We start from the raw sequence: 17,133 nt of genomic DNA on the forward strand, positions 1-17,133 counted from the left end.
TATTTGCTCGGTTCTCAAAAACTTCACATGGATGATTATTCGACGAACGTATTTTAAGTAGATCGTGTTCTCGGGTAAAGAAGTAACGAATTACACATCTTAGAAAATTTCAGATCCCAAATATGTATGCAACTACATGTAAAAGAACTTGGAGGAGAAATGGTTTGGATAGTAAACACAAAGTTTCGATTGCAGGGTTGGATCCGAACGACCCGTATGTATTTCGTATTCCGACTGTAGAAGATGGAAAGTTCATCTGGCAGCTTATTAAGGATACGAAAGTACTTGATTTGAATTCTTCTTACAGCTATTTGCTGTGGGCAGACCAATTCGATGATACGAGTATCATTGTGGAAGACCATGGAAAACTTGTAGGCTTCATTTCAGGCTTTATTAAACCAAAAGCGCAAGATACGTTGTTTGTCTGGCAAGTCGCAGTCGATGAATCGGTACGAGGAAAGCGTATAGCATCGCGTATGCTGCATACGATCTTACAAAGTGAGGCATGTCGGAATATTCGGTATGTGGAATCAACGGTCACACCGTCTAATATTCCATCCGCTAAGCTATTTAAAGGCTTGGCACGTGACTTGAAGACTGAATGCACGATTACGGACGGCTATACGGAAAAGCAATTCCCCGGCGGCGGGCACGAGTCAGAAGAACTGTTCCGCATTGGACCATTCTGAGAAATTGGCCGATTGCCGCAATTTGACACTGGAAAAATACAGAATCTAACGGAGGAATTAAATACACATGGTACTGACAAAAAGTCAGCAGGTAATGGAAGTATTCGACAATCGCGAGTCGCAAGTGAGAAGTTACAGCAGAAGTTTCCCAACAGTATTCAATAAAGCAAAAGGCTATAAGATGTGGGATACGGATGGTAAGGAGTATATCGATTTCTTTGCCGGTGCAGGTGCTTTAAACTACGGCCACAACAATGAGAAAATGAAAGAAAAACTGATTGAATATATCCAAGACGATGGAATTTCACATAGTTTAGATATGGGTACGACGGTCCGGAAAGAATTTCTTGAACGATTTAACGAAGTGATCTTGCAGCCAAGAAATATGGAGTACAAAGTCATGTTTCCCGGACCTACTGGGACGAATACAGTTGAAAGTGCACTGAAAATCGCCCGCAAAGTAACCGGACGTCAAAATATTGTCAGCTTTACGAATGGTTTTCACGGGATGACGCTTGGTGCGTTGTCTGTAACAGGCAATTCATACAACCGTGGTGGAGCCGGAGTCCCGCTAAATCATACGACATCTATGCCGTTTGATACGTTTTTAGAAGAAGGTCAATCATTGAACTTCCTAAAAAAGTATTTGGCTGATGCAAGCAGTGGCTTGGATTTGCCGGCAGCCATGATTCTCGAAACGGTACAAGGGGAAGGCGGTATTAATCCCGCAAGCTTTAAGTGGTTGCGGGAAGTGGAACGTCTCTGCAGAAATTACGATATCTTATTAATTGTGGATGATGTACAAGCAGGTTGCGGACGGACTGGTACATTCTTCAGTTTTGAACCTGCCGGCATTCAGCCTGATATTGTTTGCTTGTCAAAATCCATTGGTGGCTACGGTTTGCCATTAGCACTCACGCTGATCAAACCAGAATACGATACATTCGGGCCAGCTGAGCATAACGGAACATTTCGCGGTAACAACATGGCAATCTTGACAGCGACTGAAGCATTATCGTATTGGGAAACAGATGAATTCGCTAAATCGGTACAAGAAAAATCCAAACTCATTACGAAGCGCATGAAAACAATCGTCGAAGACTATCCACAGTTGAAAGCTACAACACGTGGTCGCGGCTTCATGCAAGGAATCGTCTGTGGTGAAGGCAAGGAAGACTATGCAGAAAAAATCTGTGCCAAAGCATTCGAAAAAGGCTTGATTATCGAAACATCTGGACCTGAAGGCGAAGTAGTTAAATTCCTCGGTTCATTGATCATGGATGAAAAAGGTATCGACCGAGGATTCGATATTTTAGAAGACGCGATCGAAGAAATTGTAAAAAACTAAGGGAGAGACAATTCATTGATAGTACGTACAGTAGATGAAATTATCGGTAGCGAAAATGAAACCAAAGCAGAAACATGGGCAAGTCGACGTTTCTTGCTGAAGAAAGATCATATGGGCTTCTCGTTCCACGAAACGATTATTTATGCTGGAACGGAAACGCATATCCATTACCAAAACCATCTAGAAGCTGTCTACTGCGTGGCAGGTGATGGGGAAATCGAAACAATCGCAGACGGCAAAGTCTACCCAATCAAGGATGGGACGATGTATGCGTTAAATGAACATGACGAACACTACTTACGCGGTGGAAAAGAAGACATGCGCTTAATCTGTGTCTTTAACCCGCCAGTCGTCGGGACGGAAACGCATGATGAGAATGGTGTGTACCCGCTGGTTGAAGATTGAGTAAAAGAGAGCGCTTTGAGGGTAATTCCTTGAAGTGTTTTTTATTGTGGAAAGTGGGGGGAGTGGTAGGCGTTCATTAAAGTGGCCGGAGCGCTCTATCGTGCGTATTCGCTCTTAAATGGTTGATAAGCGCTCTATAAGTCCTTGCAACCGCTCAATGTCACGAGTTAACCGATCTATCTAGCCTGCTAACCGCTCTTAGAACCTTAGCAGGATGTTAGAAAACTATAAAAGTGGGTACACTACATATTGTGGGGTCATTATCCAAGTGGTAATGAACATCAAAGTACATAACTTACACGAGGAGGAATGCATTTATGTGGAAATTACCTAGTATTGTATTGGGATCAGCGTTAATGATGGCGGCTTGTGGTGGCGCAGCGGATGAGGAAAAAGAAAAAGAACCGGTTAACGGCAGCAGTGATCCCGTCGTGGAAGAAGAGGCGACAGCGGAGCTTGAAGTGATGGCGCCAGTGATAAATGTGGATGGAGAAGAAATCGGTTCCGTAACGTTAACGCAAGGGCCGTCTGGCGTAGCAATGGATGTTGACGTATCGGGCCTTGAGCCAGGGGAACACGGCATGCACTTCCATGAAACCGGAGTCTGTACAGCACCGGACTTTAAAGCATCTGCTGGCGGTCATTTCAACCCAACAAATAAAAAGCACGGATTGGATAATCCAGAAGGACACCACGCAGGTGACTTGGAGAATCTTGTGGCGGATGAAGATGGAAACGCAAAAGTTACTGTGACGACAGATGAAGTTACACTTGAGTCTGGAAAAGACAATTCATTACTCGATGAAGACGGAACGGCGTTGGTGATTCACGAGGGTCCGGATGATAACATCACAGATCCAGCAGGTAATTCAGGCGCGCCATTTGCTTGTGCAGAGATTACATCTGAGAATATGAAGTAATAAGTAGAACAGGATGTCCCGAGGTGTGGGGCATCTTTTTTGTGTGTTGAAGTTTTAAGTCAAAGTATATTAGAAATGGATAGTTAGTTAATATCTACGAAAAAATTAAAGCAGAAGGACGCAAATCTCCTTACGTATCTCACTGCCAGCCTCTTCATTCCTATAGACGAAAAAAAGAACGCCCTCCCGGAAAGGGGCGTCCTGTTGATTACCGAACTATCGCGATAATCCCTTCTTCATCATCCAGCTTTAGCTGAATGCCTGCTGCCATCGGATCTTGATCGAGATACTGCTCAATCCAAAGGCGAAGTGCTTCAACAAGACGGGAGGTATCCAAATGATGCATCTTGCCATTAAGCTCGGCATCTGCTGAAAACCCAGTGTCCTCATCGTAAGCAAGTTCGACTTCCACGTCGTCTGGCATAGCACGTGACTCTTTTGCAATCAATACACAAACTGCATTTACTACGTCCTGTTCGTAGATTATCTGTTGTTCCATTGATTCATATCCTCATTGCGTTTACGCTCTTTCTCTTTGAAGATCGCGAAAATCTTCCGAACCATGTAAATGATGAAGACAATCGCTAACACGTTAATCAACAAGCCCATAATGGACCCAAGCATACCCATATTCGCAAACAAGCTGCCGAATAATAGACCCGCAAGTCCACCAACTAATAGACCTTTCATCAAGCCGCCGCCCATACCGCCTGGCTTCTTCGCTGTGTTACCTGCTGTTGCTCTATCATTACTTTGATTGGTATCTTGTTTCTTTTCGGCTTTATTCGGTTGCACACGATTAGGTGTACTGAAACTCTTCTTACCAGACTTATAACCACGTGCTTCAGCAGTAATTTCATCTTGGAAGATGATGTTCCCGATTGGCGACAAAATCAATGTCGCAGCGAGGAAAAATGCAGCAAATTTTTTCAATTGATAATCTCCTTTAATGCTGTAATGAAGGTCTTGGATTTACCAAAGCCCTTGTCTTTATTTTACTGGATATCTTACCGTAATGAAAGGAAATTCCCTTACTTGGCGAAGAAGTTTTCAGTATAAAATGGCTGTTCTTTGTCATTGAAGTCTACACCGATCCCAATGAACTGGTAGTCACGGATTAATATGTTTTCTCTGTGGCCTTTTGAATTCATTAGACCTTCATGTGCAAAAATACTGCTTGACTGACCGTAGGCTAGGTTTTCACCCGCACTGACGAACGCCACCCCTTGCTTTTTCATCCGGTCGAAAGGGGACTCGCCTTGCAAGTTTTTATGACTGAAGTAATCTTGTACTGCCATATCCGTACTGTGCAGACGTGCTGTTTCAGCCGCCACTTCATCCCATGTTAAAATGGAGCGACCGTGTCGAACTCTTGCTGCGTTCGTCAAGTCAAATAGTTGCATCTCAAAGCCTTTACGCATCGCATCGTTTTTGGGGGCATAGAGGGCGGACTTTTTTTGCTCTAGTGAATCCGAGATTAATTGGACTGCGGTTACGGTATTGTCAGTATGCAGATCATAAAAGACATAGATATACAGACCATCCGAATGAAAGATGTCCATGCCTTCATCGTTTTGCAGCTTATAAATGTTTGTCCCTTTACGTATTTCAGAAATCGGTTCGCCAAGACCTTCACGTATTTCCGCTTTCGGCACACCGTACTCGATGCCGATCGATGAAGCGATGAGGCGATCATTTGTATAGAGCGCATTGACGCGACGTTTGATATCGTATGACAACATGACGAAGTTCTGATAATTGTCATGGAATGTCAGCCATTCCGTTCCATATTCATTGACGGATTTCCGCATAGGTTCACCGAGCTTTTCCTTCACTTGCGCTTCGGTTGTACCAATTTCGATATTGTGGATAGAAATAATGCCTGTTGCCGGTGCATCGAGCACGGGTTGGGCGACTTCCTCAGGGGGACTGCTTCCGGCAGCTTTATCGGAAACGAATGTAATTAAATCGATGATCGATTCTTTTGTATAGTCAAGCGCAGATCCAACGACTTCCTCGTTCAGCACGGTTTCTACTTTGGCATCAAGCGGGTCGAGAAACGATAAGTCCATGTATTTTGATACTGGACCTTCCCAGAAGGGCTTGAAAGCGTAGATGAGTACTGCGAGAAAGAGTAACTGAAACAGGCGTTTTATCATAAGAAACCCACTCCTCATTCACATTATACTCTGATTCACCCTCAGCAATACAGTGGGAACTATGAATTGTTGAAAATATTCCTCCAGAGTAGTGGGAAAAAGGGTATACTAAAAAAAGAATGGAAGTTTGGAAGGAGTGGATGGCATGTTCGGTGGCGTGAGCAGTGTACCTTCCTGGTTTTATATCATCGCATTTATAGTCGTCATATTGCTTGTCCTGATTACGGAATGGCGAACAAGATGAAGTCTGAATTTCATTAGAAAGAAGGAAAAAAAACATGTTAACATTTGAAGAAAAACAACAGATTATAGAAGAGTTCCCAGAGTTAGTGAAGAAAGAAGTGTCTATGAAGCGCTTGAACTATCATTATGAAGAGTCTTTGTATGATAAAACGGTTGTCGTGCAACATTTGCACCCGAACGGCAATGCATTTGTCTACGTGGCAGATGTTAAAGGCTATGAAGCAGACGAACGCGGTCTAGTCAATGTACGCGAATACTCTGCAGATGAACTCCGTACAGTCATCCGCGCGGCAATTGAAGGATTGGCGACAGAGGTCCAAGAACCTGAAACTATTGCGGAAACTTGGCAGAATTCTAATGGTCAGATGCTGACACTTCTTGAAGAAGATGGCTTCTTTAATATTTATCATGAAGTCAACTTGGAAGAGGGCTTCGGAGATTACCAAGAGGCGGCAAGTTATTTGAAAGAAGAAGGCTTTTCCGTCAAAACGAAATAACAGCTACAGAGGTGATATCAAATGAAGGGCAAAACAGTTGCGATTTGGCTTATCGTGGTGTTGATTGTGGCGGTAGTGGGCGTCGTGTTAATGGTTCAGACTACTTTCAAAAATAATCCTACACAAAAAAATCATCAATCAATGGACAACCAGTCGTACACCGAAATCGGTACGTTTGGCTGGCAATAATCGTAAGAATAACTGTCGGGTATTTACTATTCCCGGCAGTTTTTTATAGTTTGGCGTTGGTGGTTGTGTAGGGTAGCATCGCAACCGCGCCAAAGTTGACTACGACCGCGCTATTGTTGACCATTACCGCGCTATACCTATCATTCATCGCGCTAAACTCTTAGTAGATCGCGCTATACTACGTTATAACCGCGCCAAAGCTACCTCACACCGCGCCATAGCAAGGGAAAGAATTGCACAAAAAAACCACTTCCTAAAAAGGAAGTGGTTTGTATAGGTTAATTAGTTTTTAGTAACGTTAGTTGCTTGAAGTCCGCGTTGTCCTTGTTCGATTTCGAAAGACACGTCTTGACCTTCTTCAAGAGTTTTGAAGCCATCACCTTGGATAGCTGAGAAGTGTACGAATACATCGTCGCCATCTTCACGTTCGATGAAGCCATAACCTTTTTCTGCGTTAAACCATTTTACTTTACCTTGTTCCATGTTTGTTTCCTCCTCGTGCACACTCGTGTACACATTGTATTACTATCCTTGCTCAATTTCTAAAAAACGGTCGAGATAAATCGTAGACCAACGTCGAACAAAAATAATTCTTCTTTATCATAACAAGAAAAGCCAGAAATGGCAAGTGGAAAGATTGGTTCAAAGGATTGAACGACTAGATTCCTGCGTCATTATAGGAAAAGTGTGAATATTTTATAGATGACTGCAGCCATTAATGCAGAGATTGGCATCGTGATAATCCACGTCAAAACAATCTTCTGTGCGACTCCCCATTTCACGCCTTTCAAGCGCTGCGCTGAACCGACTCCCATAATGGAAGAAGAGATTACGTGTGTCGTACTGACAGGTAAATGAAGAAGGGTAGCACCGAAAATAATGACTGCGGAGTTCAAGTCTGACGCAATCCCGTGAATCGGCCGGATTTTCATAATCTTGCCGCCGACGGTCTTGATGATCTTAAAGCCGCCAATCGACGTTCCGATTCCCATTGCAGTAGCCGCTGCAACCCGTACCCATAATTGGATATCATCGGTTGTCTGTAATTCTGCTGCTATCAAAGCCATCGTAATAATCCCCATCGCTTTTTGCGCGTCATTCGTACCGTGCGTGAATGATTGAATCGCAGCCGTACCAATTTGCATGTACCGAATACGACGGTTCGCTTTGAATAAATTACGGTTCTTTAAGACCACGCGTAATATGGTCATGACAAGAAAACCACCAACTAGTGCAATGATAGGAGATAACAATAGTGCTTGAAGTATTTTGATGAAGCCGCTGTAATTCAGAATGCCGAAACCTGCTGCTGCAATCGCTGCGCCGGCAATGGAGCCGATCAGTGTATGGGAAGAGCTAGAGGGGATTCCGAAATACCACGTGACCAAGTTCCAAGTAATCGCAGAAACAAGTGCTGCCAAAATGACGAGAGATCCGTTTTCCAATACGAACGGATCGACGATGTCTTTCGTAATGGTTTTCGCTACGCCTGTGAATGTCAGCGCACCGACGAAGTTCATCGTGGCGGCAAGCATGATCGCCGTCCGAGGTTTCAATGCGCGTGTCGATACTGACGTAGCGATCGCGTTGGCTGTATCATGGAAACCATTGATGAAGTCGAAAGCTAAAGCAAATATCACGACGAGAATGGTTAGTATGAGAATGGTATCCATCGGTCAGGACTCCTTATGCGTTGCGCATGATGATGGTTTCAATATTATTTGCTACGTCTTTACAAAAGTCTGCCGTATCCTCAAGTAGTTCATACAGATCTTTCAGTTGAATGATGCGGATGGGATCTTTTTCGCGAAGGAACATTTGCTTGATGGAAGTTCGCAAAACTTCATCGCAAATACGTTCGTACTCTTTGATTTGCACAGCATGCGGGCGCATTTCGACCAACTTTTTCTTCGTCAGCAATTCCATCGCAAGAACGATTTCATCGGTACTTTTCATAATGTTGCTGACGAACTTCTGCATGTATTCATCGATTTCAATGAGAGAGAACATCTCAAGGTTCGCAAGAAAATGTTCCATGCCATCCAAGATATCATCCATAGCAATCGCGATGTTCAGAATATCTTCCCGTTCAATAGGTGTCATGAACGACGTATTTAGTTTTGTAATCAATTCATGAATCAGCGTGTCGCCTGCTGTTTCATATTCTTTCATTCGAATGCTGATTTCTTTCAAATCTGAAACGGAATTGACTTTAGAATCGTTCGCATAGTGCATAGATGCCTGCACATGTTTCGCGATGTCTAATAATGCTGTGAAAAATGGATCGGGTTTACGTGGACCTAGCATTTGAATTCCTCCATTTATTGATGACATCGATAGTTATTACATCATACAAAAAACATGTGTAAAAAGATAGCGAATAGTGTAGAAATTACGCGGAACTTAGGTGAGTTTCCGTTAATAAAAGTTGGTAAACATAATCAGGGCTTTATTTGGTGGAATATTGTTAAGTTATTGTAAAGAAGTATAAGAATCATTGAAAATAACTGTGGACATGAGATGATCGTCTGTAAAGGATCACATAAACGGAAAGGAGATACAAATGGAACATACTATGGCTTCTTCTATAAAAAGACTTGTAGAACTATTTATCGTATCACTAAAACTAGGGCTGACCTCATTTGGCGGCCCTACTGCACATTTAGGTTATTTCCATGAAGAGTATGTACGAAAACGTAAGTGGATGGACGAAAAAAGTTATGCGGATTTAGTGGCGTTGGCACAATTTCTTCCGGGTCCGGCAAGCAGTCAGGTAGGGATTGGCATCGGCGTGGCACGGGCAGGTGTATTAGGCGGCCTGGTTTCCTTTCTAGGCTTCACCATGCCATCCGTAGTAGCGTTGATCTTGTTTGCTACGCTTCTAGCAGGCACGGATATGAGTGAGGCTGGTTGGCTACACGGATTGAAAATCGTAGCTGTAGCAATAGTTGCGCATGCGATACTAGGTATGGCGAAGAATTTAACACCGGATGTCAAGCGAAAGGCCATTGCATTACTTGCGCTCGTCGTCACACTGTTATGGCAAGCCGCTTTTACGCAAGTCAGTGTGATTGTCATAGCTGGACTTGTGGGATTATGGCTATTCAACGTGCATGATACGTCTGACGCTGTTTCAATGAAATTTCTTGTATCAAAGAAAATGGGAGTTATTTGCTTAACACTGTTTTTCAGTTTGCTCGGTATATTACCGTTACTTCGCGAACTAACTGGTTCTTACTGGGTTGCATTATTCGATAGTTTTTATCGATCAGGTGCGCTCGTATTCGGGGGAGGGCACGTCGTCCTACCTTTATTAGAACAGGAATTGGTGCCGGTGGGATGGATTGGAAATGAATCATTTCTAGCCGGTTACGGTGCGACGCAAGCGGTTCCGGGACCGTTGTTTACGTTTGCTGCCTATCTCGGTGCAGTGATGAACGGTTGGCAAGGTGGATTATTCGCAACCGTTGCGATTTTCTTGCCCGCATTTCTTTTGATCGTCGGTGCTCTGCCTTTTTGGGATGCCTTACGCAATCATCCGAAAATCAAAGGAGCCGTTATGGGTGTCAATGCTGCGGTCATCGGAATTTTACTCTCGGCGTTATACAATCCAATTTGGATAAGCTCCGTTTTACGGGCGGAGGATTTCGCATTGGCAGCGATTTTATTCAGTATGCTGACCTTTTGGAAGATGCCTCCGTGGCTCGTCGTGCTAGCCGGGGCGCTAGGCGGAACTTTACTCTCCATATGGTAGAAAGGCAACCAAATGCGGTTGCTTTTTTGTTATACTGAATGAATTCTATAGAAGAAAAGGGTTTTGTACATATGAATACTTCATTACAAAAAAGACTTCCATTGCCAACTGTTTGGCTTGTGCTATTGCTCGGTTCGTTGTCAGCATTCGGCCCGCTGTCGATGGATATGTATTTGCCGGGATTGCCCATTGTGGCGGATGATCTAAACGCTTCGACGTCGCTTGTCCAATTAAGTCTGACAGCCTGTTTAATCGGTTTAGGCGCAGGCCAGCTCATTTTCGGTCCGTTAAGTGATATTTACGGCAGACGGAAACCGCTCGTCATTACGCTCATAGTGTATGCAATCGCTTCTATACTATGTGCGTTTAGTCCGAACATCTGGATTTTTGTTGCATTGCGTTTCATTCAAGGTATGACGGGCGCTGCGGGAATTGTGATCGCGAGAGCCTGCGCACGTGACTTATATGTAGGAAATGAATTAACAAAATTCATGGCGATGTTGTCGATTGTCAGTGGAGCAGCACCGATTCTTGCGCCCATTGTAGGAGGTGTCGTGCTGAACTATGCTTCGTGGCAAGCGGTGTTCTTTTTACTCGGAGTCATTGGTTTATTGATGTTTGTATCAACAGCCTGTTTCTTGCCGGATACGTTGCCGGTTGAAGAACGTGCAGAGAGTGGGATGCTTGCGGTCGTCAAGACGTTTAGTGGGCTATTGAAGGATAAGTGGTTTTTAGGCATCGCGTTGACGCAAGGCTTGATCATGTCGAGCATGTTCGCGTACATTGCGGGATCTCCGTTCGTTTTACAGAATATTTATGGTGTGACAGCGCAACAGTTTTCCTTGTTCTTCGCGCTGAATGGTGTCGGGATTATTACAGCGGCACAATTGACGGGTCGACTTTCGGGTAGGATTCACGAGGTGAAGTTCTTGCGCGCGGGCGTGTTGATGTCGTTCGCCGCAAGTATTTTACTAATGTTGACTGTCTGGAATGAATGGCCACTTATAGTAATTGCAACGGCGTTATTCTTTATGGTGTCGAGCGTTGGTTTGGTATCACCAGCTTCATTTTCGCTTGCCATGCAGAGTCAAGGGAAGTCAGCAGGAAGCGCAGCGGCGTTCCTTGGACTGATGCCTTTCATCGGCGGTGCAACGGTTTCGCCGTTAGTAGGACTAGCGGGAGACAGTTCAGCTTGGCCGCTTAGTATTGTGGTGTTGACATGCAGTACTGGTGCTTTGGTGATGTTCTTTACAGTGGTTCGGAAAGCGTTTCGATTGCAAGAGGTTTGAGTAAGGGAGGCTATTGGGGTTGTGATTGGTGCTTCGGAGGGGGCGCTTTCCAGAGGGCGGGCGGTGAACCACACCGCTCGCTTCGCTCACAGGGTGTTTCACCTGTCATAGCAAAGATGTGCTCCTTCTCGCTACGCTTCACTCGCAAAAGCCGTTCTTCGTTACGGCTCTCGCTGATCCCCCGGAGCCCCTCCTACGCGCCAATCCCTTGCAATGCGAGTGGGTGATACTTGTTGTGCATTGAAGTAAGCGTTGTAATCTTTACAATACTTGAACTTGATTAGTCTTTGAACTTAACTAGGTTCAAGGGCTTTACTAATTTACATACTATCGACAGAAAGTGATCTACGTCCTTCTACTTACCACGTAGGATTGAAGCGGAAGCTGGCGGCGACTCCCGATGGATCAGCCCGATCAGGTGAGACAACCAAAGAGAGCCTGCGAACTGGTTGGCTCACCGCGGGCCCATGGGAAAGCGTCCGCCGGCTGGAGCTTCAATCCCTTCACACTCACCAAGTAACTCACACTCCCAACCCTTATTAATTCAAATCTGCTCGAAAATAAGGCATGATAGAGATAGAGAGTCTGATTATTACTTTGAGAGGTGGATGTAAAGATGGAATATCGTATTGAGCATGACACGTTCGGAGAAATACAAGTACCAGCAGATAAGTTATGGGGAGCGCAGACGCAGCGCAGTAAGCACAACTTTAAAATCGGCGGGGAACGCATTCCGCTTGGTGTAATCCAAGCCTTTGCCCATTTGAAAAAATCAGCAGCGATCGCAAGCCATTCATTCGGCAATCTGTCCGAAGTTAAAATGAAAGCCATTAAAGCAGCAGCAGAAGAGGTCATCGAAGGCAAATGGGACGAGCACTTCCCATTGGTTGTGTGGCAAACAGGAAGCGGTACGCAGTCGAATATGAATATGAACGAAGTACTCGCTAACCGTGGTAACCAGTTGCTTGAGGAGTGGGGCGAGGAAGAACGCCTGCATCCGAATGATGATGTCAATAAATCACAAAGCTCCAACGATACATTCCCGACAGCTTTACACGTAGCGGGAGTTATTGCGGTAGAGCGCGAAGTATTGCCGGCAATCGATAAATTAGCTGCAACACTTCAGAAAAAATCCGAAGACTTCGCAGATATTATTAAAATTGGACGTACGCACTTGCAGGACGCGACGCCATTGACATTGGGACAAGAAATCAGCGGCTGGCACAGAATGCTAGAGAAAACGCACAGCATGCTAGAAACAAGTGTCCAGACAATGAAAGAACTCGCAATCGGCGGTACAGCAGTTGGAACGGGACTTAACGCGCCAGCTGGATTCGGTGAAAAAGTAGCGGAAGAAATTTCGAAGTCCGTGGGCATCGAGTTTACATCTGCGGAGAATAAGTTCCATGCCTTGACGAGCTATGATGAAGTCGTCTACACACACGGCGCACTGAAAGCATTGGCTGCAGACTTGATGAAAGTAGCGAATGACGTACGTTGGTTGGCAAGCGGTCCACGTTCGGGTATCGGTGAAATTACGATTCCGGAAAACGAACCAGGCAGCTCGATTATGCCAGGTAAAGTGAACCCGACACAAAGTGAAGCGTTGACAATGGTTGTAGCGCAAGTAATGGGGAATGACGCAACTATCGGTTTTTCAGCGAGTCAGGGGAACTTTGAATTGAACGTCTTCAAACCGGTTATTATTTACAACTTCCTACAATCAGCGAAATTACTTGCTGACGGTATGATTAGCTTTAACGATAACTGTGCGGTAGGGATTGAACCGAACCGTGAAGAAATCGATAATAAAGTTAAAAACTCCTTGATGTTAGTCACAGCATTGAATCCACATATCGGCTATGAAAACGCGGCGAAAATTGCGAAGAAAGCTCATACAGAAGGTACAACGCTGAAAGAAGCAGCACTTTCTACTGGTTTATTGACGGAAGCGCAATTTGACGAATATGTAGACCCAAGCAAAATGACGGGCAACTCTTAATTGTCACGAATTTGTACGCTTGTTGTTCCCGCAACTCTTGTATACTAAAGACATAACCTCTATACAAAGGAGTCGGGAATATACATGAAAAAGAAGTTACTTGCAGGACTAGCGGCACTGACATTGGCGCTTGCAGCATGCGGAAACGGCGCTACAGAAAAGCCTGCTGAAGTAAATCCACAAGATTCACAGGCAGAAGCAGGACATGATCACGCAAAGCAACTACCGAACGGCGACTTGCAGGAAGTAACTGCTTCAGCGGATATCTTGCCTTCGTTCTTAGACGATAAACCTGAAGATATGCGCAAGGTCTATCAAGTGGCGGCCAACGCGACGGATATCTTGGAATATATGCCTTGCTATTGTGGTTGCGGAGATAGTGCTGGACACAAGAGTAATATGAATTGTTTCTTGGATGAAGTGCGCGAAGATGGCTCCGTTGTCTGGGATGATCACGGCACTCGCTGCCTAGTTTGCCTAGAGATCGCAGTGAAATCCGTACAAATGAAGCAAGACGGAAAGTCTATGAAAGAAATCCGTGACGCGATTGATGCGGAATACGGTAACGGAGATTATGCGAAACCGACAGATACTCCAATGCCTGCTTAATTGATGAATTAATTTTAAGCTGCAGACTCACTCTTTTAATGAGAGTGGGTCTGCAGTTTTTTGTATTTTGCTCAATGCGGGCGTGTATCCGCTCTATTCCATTCATTTCATTGGCAAGCTAAATGGATGTGGTATAATTTAGTTAAATTAGGCAGGAGGGGATTCTGATGATTCATTTTGTACAATTTGAAGAGCAGTATATACCGAAGATGGCCTCGTTATTAGCGGCGAGACATGCAGATGAACGACAACGCTTTCCATTTTTGCAGGAACGCTTTGAAGATGTCGAACAAGCAGAAGAACGTTTGCGTGAAGAATTGGAGAAACCATATACAGGGGGCCTCGTGACGTTGCGTGACGAAGAGGTTATCGGCTATTTACTATACGAATATCGCCAAGACGCTACCCGCGGGCGCACAGTGTATGTTGGATATCCGTCATTTGTCATACATGAGGACGAGCATCCAAGATTAGCACGTTTGATGTACACGGAAGTCGGTGCGGAATGGGTTCGTAATGGCTACTTTGAGCATGTTCTAGATATACCCGTTGGGAATGATGAATTAATTCTTGAAATGCTGGAGCAGTCGTTTCATTTTGAACAGCGCTTTGCGGCGTTGTCACTTGAACAGTATCGTGCACAGCCGGGAGAGAATAGTCTCGTGAAGATGAAGGAGCTAGTAGGTGACGAGCAAAAAATATTGCATAAGATGGCGCCGTGGAACAGTTTGCATCAAGCGAAAGCTCCTGCGTGGAAACCGATTACGCAAGAAGCTTTGGATGCGGAGCGTGATGTATTTGCAGCGTATGAAGGCAAAGAAGGTACGCGCAGCTGGGTCGCTGAGCAAGATCATGTACCTGTAGCCTTTCATCTATTCACGCCGGCGGACGCTCGACATGCGATGACGACGCCGAATGAGTCGACCGTGCTTGTGCAGGGGACGACGAATATCGATATGCGTGGACAAGGCATCGGTAAGTCGATTGCGAACCATAGCTTTACTCAAATGAAAAATGCAGGCTTTAAATATGTCATGACAGATTGGCTGACGGCGAATCATTTAGCGTCGTATTTCTGGCCGAAGCTTGGATTCCGTTCGTATATGATTCGCATGGCGAGAACAGTGGACGCACGAATCTCATGGGCGGACGGACAATGACCGGCATGAAGTTCGTCACGTCGTGGAGTGGCGGAAAAGACTCTGCGCTCGCAGCATATCGCGCGATTCAAGAGGGAAATACGCCAGCGATGTTGTGGACGATGTTTGAGAAAGATCAGCCACATTCCAAATCACATGCATTACCACTTGAGGTTGTTCAAGCGCAAGCCAAGCAGATGGATATACCACTGATGATCCGAAAAGCAGACTGGGCTGGCTATGAAATACAATTTTTAGATGCGATGCGCGCTGCTAAAGCACAAGGTATTCATAAAGCAGTATTTGGTGACATCGATTTGGAAGATCATTTGCTATGGGTACAGTCTATGTGTGCCAAAGTCGGCATGGAAACGTATCATCCCCTTTGGGAAGAACCCAGACGGATGCTACTCGAAGAATTTATAGCGGCAGGTTTTGAAGCCTATGTGGTCGTCGTCAATACCAAGATGATGCCTGCTAAATTTCTAGGCAGACGCTTCACGATTGAATTAATGGATGAATTGGAAGCGCTCGGCATCGATAGCTGTGGTGAGTCAGGAGAATTCCATACTGTCGTTGTCGATGGACCGATTTTCAAGGAACGTATTCCTGTGAAAATGAGTGAAGCTATCGAAAAAGAGGGCTATGTTTTTTTGAAATGCGAGCTAGAACAAGTGACTTCCACAGAATGATAGATGATCTGTGGAAGTTTTTTATTTTTTACTTGATGAATAAATAAAAGTAGAAAAAGGAGCAGATGTCTAATGAATAGTAAGAGAATAGTGACGGAAGAGGATCTTCAAAAGTCTTTTGACATACGAAAAGCTGTATTCGTAGAAGAACAACATGTTCCGGAAGAGGACGAGTTTGATGAATTTGATGTGCTGGGTGAATTATGTGAACATATTTTAGTGGAACATAATGGACAAGCGATCGCATCAGGTAGATTAAGAATAGTAGATGGAGTGGGGAAGTTAGAACGCATTTGTGTGTTAGCTTCTCATCGGAGTTTAGGCGTTGGAAAGGTCATTGTTTCAGGGCTGGAAGATATCGCAAAGGAGAAGGGGATAGTGTCGTTGAAATTGCATGGACAGACACATGCAGAAGAGTTTTATCGAAAACTTGAGTACGCAACTACATCTGATATATTCATGGAAGACGGCATTCCACATATTGTGATGGAGAAAGAGTTGGCTCTGTAGTTTGAAATAGCACTTGTTCTGTAAAGAAATAGCCCTAAAGTTAGAATGAAATCTAACTTTAGGGCTTGGTATATACTCTACGTAATCAACTTTTCATCCTATAAGCTTACTTACGTAATTGAATTTCGATATGGATTTTTACTTCATCGCTTACGACCACGCCACCGGTTTCAAGTGCCGCATTCCATGTTAATCCGAAGTCTTTACGGTTAATCTTCGTTTCACCTGAGAATCCAGCAGCTTCATCTCCGCTCATCGGATCTTTAGCTATGCCTTCAAACGTTACATTGAATGTGACAGGCTTTGTTGTATCTTTAATGGTAAAGTCGCCAGTTACGTCGTACGTATCGTTTGATGTCTTCTTGATAGTTGTCGCCTTAAACGAGAGGTTTGGATAATTTTCTACATCGAAAAAGTCTGCTGAACGTAAATGATTGTCTCTATCAGACTTACGCGTATCAATACTGTTTGCATCAATTGTAAAATCGACCGATGCGTCTGTTAAATCTTGTGGATCCGCCTCGATAGTTCCTTGAAATTCGTTGAACGTACCTTTTACGTTTGAAATCATCATATGTCTTACCGAAAACTCTATTGTACTGTGTGCTGTGTCAACATTCCATTTTGCTTTTGTCATATAAATCTCCTCCGATAATGGTTGGTTTTTATGTTGCGTTCAGTAACTTAC

The 17,133-nt window shown here is 44.4% G+C and carries 20 protein-coding genes; 13 read left to right on the forward strand and 7 right to left on the reverse strand.

Translation table 11 applies throughout. The features are described from left to right. Positions 1-164: 164 nt before the first annotated feature. The 4 genes from ectA (at position 165) to CSV75_RS12215 (ending at position 3,362) form a co-directional block, all read left to right on the forward strand. Complete coding sequence (gene ectA, locus CSV75_RS12200) at positions 165-689, forward strand: diaminobutyrate acetyltransferase (protein ID WP_233191662.1); 525 nt, start codon at positions 165-167, stop codon at positions 687-689. A 61-nt stretch (positions 690-750) separates the two neighbouring features. Beyond that, complete coding sequence (gene ectB, locus CSV75_RS12205; protein WP_099676047.1) at positions 751-2,037, forward strand: diaminobutyrate--2-oxoglutarate transaminase; 1,287 nt, start codon at positions 751-753, stop codon at positions 2,035-2,037. 15 nt (positions 2,038-2,052) lie between these two features. Then, positions 2,053-2,442 (forward strand): ectoine synthase, encoded by a 390-nt coding sequence (locus CSV75_RS12210; RefSeq protein WP_099676048.1) that lies wholly within the window; start codon positions 2,053-2,055, stop codon positions 2,440-2,442. Between the two features lie 317 nt (positions 2,443-2,759). Further along, entirely contained in the window at positions 2,760-3,362 is a 603-nt protein-coding gene (locus CSV75_RS12215) for a superoxide dismutase family protein (protein ID WP_099676049.1), read from the forward strand. Between the two features lie 208 nt (positions 3,363-3,570). Here CSV75_RS12215 and CSV75_RS12220 read toward each other — a convergent pair whose 3' ends face one another. The 3 genes from CSV75_RS12220 to CSV75_RS12230 form a co-directional block, all read right to left on the reverse strand. Then, positions 3,571-3,861, reverse strand: coding sequence for a DUF2653 family protein (locus CSV75_RS12220; protein WP_099636146.1), 291 nt, complete (start codon positions 3,859-3,861; stop codon positions 3,571-3,573). Then, positions 3,846-4,295, reverse strand: coding sequence for a hypothetical protein (locus CSV75_RS12225; RefSeq protein ID WP_099631947.1), 450 nt, complete (start codon positions 4,293-4,295; stop codon positions 3,846-3,848). Before CSV75_RS12225 ends, CSV75_RS12220 begins: the two co-directional genes overlap by 16 nt. Before the next feature lie 98 nt (positions 4,296-4,393). Next, positions 4,394-5,521, reverse strand: coding sequence for a CAP domain-containing protein (locus CSV75_RS12230; protein ID WP_099676050.1), 1,128 nt, complete (start codon positions 5,519-5,521; stop codon positions 4,394-4,396). A gap of 278 nt (positions 5,522-5,799) precedes the next feature. Between CSV75_RS12230 and CSV75_RS12235 the strand changes: the two genes are divergently transcribed. Together CSV75_RS12235 and CSV75_RS16330 are read left to right on the forward strand one after the other, a co-directional pair. Further along, entirely contained in the window at positions 5,800-6,261 is a 462-nt protein-coding gene (locus tag CSV75_RS12235; RefSeq protein ID WP_099676051.1) for a hypothetical protein, read from the forward strand. 21 nt (positions 6,262-6,282) lie between these two features. Then, entirely contained in the window at positions 6,283-6,450 is a 168-nt protein-coding gene (locus CSV75_RS16330) for a hypothetical protein (RefSeq protein WP_158231657.1), read from the forward strand. A 282-nt stretch (positions 6,451-6,732) separates the two neighbouring features. Here the strand turns inward: CSV75_RS16330 and CSV75_RS12240 are convergent, their stop codons facing one another. From CSV75_RS12240 to CSV75_RS12250, 3 genes are all read right to left on the reverse strand, one after another. Then, entirely contained in the window at positions 6,733-6,933 is a 201-nt protein-coding gene (locus CSV75_RS12240; protein WP_009766462.1) for a cold-shock protein, read from the reverse strand. 191 nt (positions 6,934-7,124) lie between these two features. Then, positions 7,125-8,123 carry an inorganic phosphate transporter gene (locus tag CSV75_RS12245; RefSeq protein ID WP_099676052.1) on the reverse strand — a complete coding sequence of 333 codons (999 nt, stop codon included), beginning with the start codon at positions 8,121-8,123 and terminating at the stop codon, positions 7,125-7,127. 13 nt (positions 8,124-8,136) lie between these two features. Further along, complete coding sequence (locus tag CSV75_RS12250; protein WP_099676053.1) at positions 8,137-8,757, reverse strand: DUF47 domain-containing protein; 621 nt, start codon at positions 8,755-8,757, stop codon at positions 8,137-8,139. A 256-nt stretch (positions 8,758-9,013) separates the two neighbouring features. On the opposite strand from CSV75_RS12250, the gene CSV75_RS12255 reads away from it, so the two are divergent. The 7 genes from CSV75_RS12255 to CSV75_RS12285 all read left to right on the forward strand — a co-directional run bounded on the left by CSV75_RS12255 (position 9,014) and on the right by CSV75_RS12285 (position 16,445). Continuing rightward, positions 9,014-10,204 carry a chromate transporter gene (locus CSV75_RS12255; protein WP_099676054.1) on the forward strand — a complete coding sequence of 397 codons (1,191 nt, stop codon included), beginning with the start codon at positions 9,014-9,016 and terminating at the stop codon, positions 10,202-10,204. Between the two features lie 71 nt (positions 10,205-10,275). Next, positions 10,276-11,493, forward strand: coding sequence for a multidrug effflux MFS transporter (locus CSV75_RS12260; RefSeq protein WP_099676055.1), 1,218 nt, complete (start codon positions 10,276-10,278; stop codon positions 11,491-11,493). A gap of 616 nt (positions 11,494-12,109) precedes the next feature. Then, complete coding sequence (gene fumC / locus CSV75_RS12265) at positions 12,110-13,495, forward strand: class II fumarate hydratase (RefSeq protein ID WP_099676056.1); 1,386 nt, start codon at positions 12,110-12,112, stop codon at positions 13,493-13,495. Positions 13,496-13,579: 84 nt separating this feature from the next. After that, the gene (locus CSV75_RS12270; protein ID WP_099676057.1) at positions 13,580-14,104 is read left to right on the forward strand and encodes a PCYCGC motif-containing (lipo)protein; all 525 of its coding nucleotides are present in this window, start codon (positions 13,580-13,582) and stop codon (positions 14,102-14,104) included. A 167-nt stretch (positions 14,105-14,271) separates the two neighbouring features. Beyond that, positions 14,272-15,264: a GNAT family N-acetyltransferase gene (locus CSV75_RS12275; RefSeq protein ID WP_233191663.1), complete on the forward strand. Its 993-nt coding sequence runs from the start codon at positions 14,272-14,274 to the stop codon at positions 15,262-15,264. Beyond that, the gene (locus CSV75_RS12280) at positions 15,261-15,935 is read left to right on the forward strand and encodes a Dph6-related ATP pyrophosphatase (protein WP_099676058.1); all 675 of its coding nucleotides are present in this window, start codon (positions 15,261-15,263) and stop codon (positions 15,933-15,935) included. Before CSV75_RS12275 ends, CSV75_RS12280 begins: the two co-directional genes overlap by 4 nt. A 72-nt stretch (positions 15,936-16,007) precedes the next feature. Next, positions 16,008-16,445 carry a GNAT family N-acetyltransferase gene (locus CSV75_RS12285; protein WP_099676059.1) on the forward strand — a complete coding sequence of 146 codons (438 nt, stop codon included), beginning with the start codon at positions 16,008-16,010 and terminating at the stop codon, positions 16,443-16,445. Positions 16,446-16,551: 106 nt separating this feature from the next. On the opposite strand, the gene CSV75_RS12290 is transcribed toward CSV75_RS12285, so the two are convergent. Continuing rightward, positions 16,552-17,082 (reverse strand): YceI family protein, encoded by a 531-nt coding sequence (locus CSV75_RS12290; protein ID WP_099676060.1) that lies wholly within the window; start codon positions 17,080-17,082, stop codon positions 16,552-16,554. Positions 17,083-17,133 lie beyond the last annotated feature (51 nt).

This window comes from Sporosarcina sp. P18a (genome assembly GCF_002743135.1).
GTDB lineage: Bacteria > Bacillota > Bacilli > Bacillales_A > Planococcaceae > Sporosarcina.